General features: G+C 31.5%; 3 protein-coding genes and 1 pseudogene. 1 reads left to right on the top strand and 3 read right to left on the bottom strand.

Features of this window, described 5'->3' with window-relative positions:
* Nucleotides 1–26: 26 nt before the first annotated feature.
* A complete protein-coding gene (locus tag HMPREF1140_RS13810; protein WP_009664030.1) occupies nucleotides 27–965 on the bottom strand; it encodes an RHS repeat-associated core domain-containing protein in 939 nt (312 codons plus the stop codon).
* 156 nt (nucleotides 966–1,121) lie between these two features.
* The gene (locus HMPREF1140_RS11555; protein ID WP_009664029.1) at nucleotides 1,122–2,621 is read right to left on the bottom strand and encodes a leucine-rich repeat domain-containing protein; all 1,500 of its coding nucleotides are present in this window, start codon (nucleotides 2,619–2,621) and stop codon (nucleotides 1,122–1,124) included.
* Between the two features lie 239 nt (nucleotides 2,622–2,860).
* On the opposite strand from HMPREF1140_RS11555, the gene HMPREF1140_RS14090 reads away from it, so the two are divergent.
* A complete protein-coding gene (locus tag HMPREF1140_RS14090; RefSeq protein ID WP_242822886.1) occupies nucleotides 2,861–3,172 on the top strand; it encodes a transposase in 312 nt (103 codons plus the stop codon).
* On the opposite strand, the pseudogene HMPREF1140_RS11550 reads toward HMPREF1140_RS14090, so the two are convergent.
* Nucleotides 3,082–3,486 (bottom strand): annotated as a pseudogene (locus HMPREF1140_RS11550) (KilA-N domain-containing protein); the annotation flags it as partial. The gene HMPREF1140_RS14090 and the pseudogene HMPREF1140_RS11550 overlap by 91 nt on opposite strands.
* Between the last annotated feature and the right edge of the window lie 58 nt (nucleotides 3,487–3,544).

Raw genomic sequence — 3,544 nt, 5'->3', positions numbered from 1 at the left:
TATACTCTTCTTTACTAATTAAATTATCAATCACTGCTGACATTACATGGTCCTCCATTATCTCTTATAAATATTGATGCTAATATTTTTGTTAAGTAGTATGGATTCTCTTTTGCTGTTTCTCTGGTGCTCATCCATATTGGTAGTTCTAAATGATCTGTAGGAATTACTTTTACATGGTTTGGACCATCTATAATCGCTTGTAGTACACCTGTACTATTTACAGCCTCTAAAGTTGTCCAATTATATCGTCTACCCACTGGAACTTTTAATTCATAAGATAGACCATTAACATCAGAGCCATCATTTCTAGGAGTTAAATTAGTTGCATTTCCATTTCCCCGTCTGTATATAACTGTCTGATTAGGTCTTTTTGTTGTTACTTGCTCTAATGCAACTATCCTAGCCTTTTCTTTCTCCTTTGCCTTACTATTTATATATGCACCAACTGCTACTCCTCCGGATACAACTAATGCTATACATAGTATACCTAATGCAACTAAATCCATTGGTCCAGGTGCGGGACTATCAGCTAAGGCAGCTGCTCCTGCCATTTCAGTTCCTGTTTTCAGTATATCAAATACTTGTGAATAGTTACTAGCCATTTCCGGTGTTTTTCCGTCCCTATCAACTAATCCAATAGGATTTCCCCAACAGTACCCATACTGATTAAGGCTAAAAGGCTTTTCTATATTTCCCTTTATCCAGTCCTCTCCTCCAAATCTACCCACACTTGGCATATACTCTCTTGCCTGTGCAAAGTAGGTATCAGCTACCTTATCATGCCTATATCCTGTATAGCCAAATGGTTGTATCTTACCCTGAGTTTTATAGGTATCCACTCCAAACTCATCATAGCCATATACCATTTGCTTAGTTTCTTCTGTTTCTCCAAGCTTAATTAGCCTTATAGGACTTCCAAGCTCGTCCTCAAGATAGGCATAGGTTTTATCTTCCTCTTCCATAAATGCAGTGTTATAATCCCATATAAAGCTTTGGCTATGCTCTATATTCCTAAACTTCTCATTTCTTTGCAGTAGGTTATGGTATGGTTTGGTTATATCAAGTAGATATTCTTCTTTACTTACTATATCAAGTTCTTTGTTATCTAAAAAATAAATTCAATAAAATACTAAATCTATTTTTGGTCTATAATCAGGATAATAATATTTCCCCTTTAAACTCTTAGGAAGTTCTATTCTCTTTAATGAAAGACATTGTGCAATAGCCCATAAATCCATATCCTCCACTTTTTCCGGTATTCTTAAAGTTTCAACACCACAAGCAAAAAAGGCATATTCTGATATTGTTTTAATATTTTTTGGTAATTTTATTTCCTTCAAATTGCTGCATAAATCAAATGAATGTCCTTTTACAGTTGTTAATTTACCATCTTCTTCAAACTCAACTTTTTCTAAATTATGACATTTAGTAAATGTATATCTTCCTATATGCTCTACACTCTTAGGTATATATACCTCTTTTATACTCTCTGCATTATTAAATGCACTTCCTGCTATTAATCTTGTTCCGGCTTTTATCTCTATTTTCTCAGCACTTTTACCTGTATATTCAAGTAAAATATTTTCTTGATACTTACACCCATATTCATCCTCTTTTATACTATCTAAATACTTAGTTCCATAAAAACTCCCTCCTTTAATATCTATAATACTAGAGGGTAAATTAATTTCTACTAAATTATAACAATCTTTAAATGCTCCATAAGATATTTCTTCCAATCCGGCTGGTAATACTACTCTTTTTAGCCCTGAATTTAGGAAAGCATATTCTCCTAAATATTTAACACCTTGTGGTATAATTACTGACTCCAAAGTTCTACAACCTTCAAATGTACTATCTTCTATTTCTATAAGTCCAAGTGGTAAATCAACATTTTTTATTCTTATATTATTAATAAATGCCTTTGCTGCAATAGCTTTCGTAGAATCTTTTATCTTGACATATTCTTTAGTATCATTTGCTTTTAAGAGTAAGTTCCCTAAATAAATGCAACCATACTCATCTGGTTTAAGACTATTTATAAATTCTGTCCCCTCAAATATATTTTCACCAACCTTACTTACACTATCTGACATCTTAACTTCTCTCAAATTAGTACAGTTTTCAAATGCAAACTCGCCAATACTTTCAAGACTGTCTGGCAGAATTATTTTTTTTAAATTTTTACACTCGGCAAAACTTGAACTTCCTATTTCACTTAAGGTATTAGGCAGTTCTATATATTTTAGTGTTTCACAGTTATAGAATGACATATCCCCTATACTTTCTAAATTTGAAGATAATTTAATTTCTTGTAATTTTTTACATTCAAAGAATGCATAATTATCTACACTATTAACTGTTTCTGGCAGATTAACCGATTGCAAATTATCACAACTAGAAAAGGCATATGCTCCAATACTAACTACTCCATAAGGAATATCAAAATCTACAATATCAGATTTCTTTTTAAAAATACCATCTTTTATTCCAATAAATGTATTATCCCTTACAACTATCTTATATTCTAAGTTTGTAATAATTAAATATAAAACTATCAAACTACAAATCAATAATGTTAGAATCACATATTTCGTTAATATTTTATTTTTTACCATTACTATTCACCTTATTATCCAAGTACTTTTCTATCTCATTGAATATTTTTTTATATTATCTCTTATTTGTTCATCAATACTTTTATTACTATTAGAATTTGGTTTAATCTTGCTAATCATTCCAAACTCTCCTATCCAATATTTTTCTCCATACATATTGGTGTTAGAATATAATTAGTACAAAACAAAATGAGATATTCCCTTATTTGTTATATAATAAACCTTAGGAGGAACTCATTATGTCAAGTAAAAGAAACCATCACTCAAAACAGTTTAAGCTGGATGCTGTCAACTATCGAAATGAGCATCCGGATCTTACTCAAGTTGAATGTGCCAAGAATCTTGGTATTGCTGTTAGTACACTTGCCAAATGGGAAAGTCAATTTCGTAATAATGACGGTTACATTCCCGTTCGTGGCTCAGGTAACTATCAATCTGATGATGCAAAAGAAATAGCTCGCCTTAAACGTTCGAATTCTTTTATTAAATACAACTTAAAGTATGTGGATACCCAAGAAGCAAACTCAAAAGCAATATCTTTATGTGCGTAAGTTCCTCCGTATCTTCCTGCTTTTGCAACAATACCGATAGAATTGGTTTTTTCTACCCACTGTTTTACCGATAAAACAAATCTATTCAGTCCGGCTTCATTTTTAATTCCCTCGAATTCGAGGGAATTAAAATCAGGATTATACATTTCCTCCCAAATACCTAAAAACTCTATTGTATTTTTATTTCTTAGCCACTTCTCGATTAAAGCTAAACCGTTTTCAATATTTCTTACCATATCAGTTAAAGAAATATAATCTTTATCATCTATGGCTATAATGCTGATTTCGGATCCTTCAACATTTATTTTAGACACAAAATCACCTCTCAATTCTTAAATAAATTATAACTATTATACCTTTTTCCCACTGCAA

Source organism: Lachnoanaerobaculum sp. ICM7 (assembly GCF_000287675.1).
In the GTDB taxonomy this organism is placed as follows: Bacteria; Bacillota; Clostridia; order Lachnospirales; family Lachnospiraceae; genus Lachnoanaerobaculum.
The sequence above is the reverse complement of the archived record's forward strand: the minus strand, read 5'-3'. Positions and strand labels throughout refer to the sequence as shown.

Bases quoted from the DNA above. Each gene is read 5' to 3' on its own strand.
- HMPREF1140_RS13810 (WP_009664030.1), bottom strand. From the start codon at position 965: ATGGAAGAGGAAGATAAAACCTATGCCTATCTTGAGGACGAGCTTGGA.
- HMPREF1140_RS11555 (WP_009664029.1), bottom strand. From the start codon at position 2,621: ATGGTAAAAAATAAAATATTAACGAAATATGTGATTCTAACATTATTG.
- HMPREF1140_RS14090 (WP_242822886.1), top strand. From the start codon at position 2,861: ATGTCAAGTAAAAGAAACCATCACTCAAAACAGTTTAAGCTGGATGCT.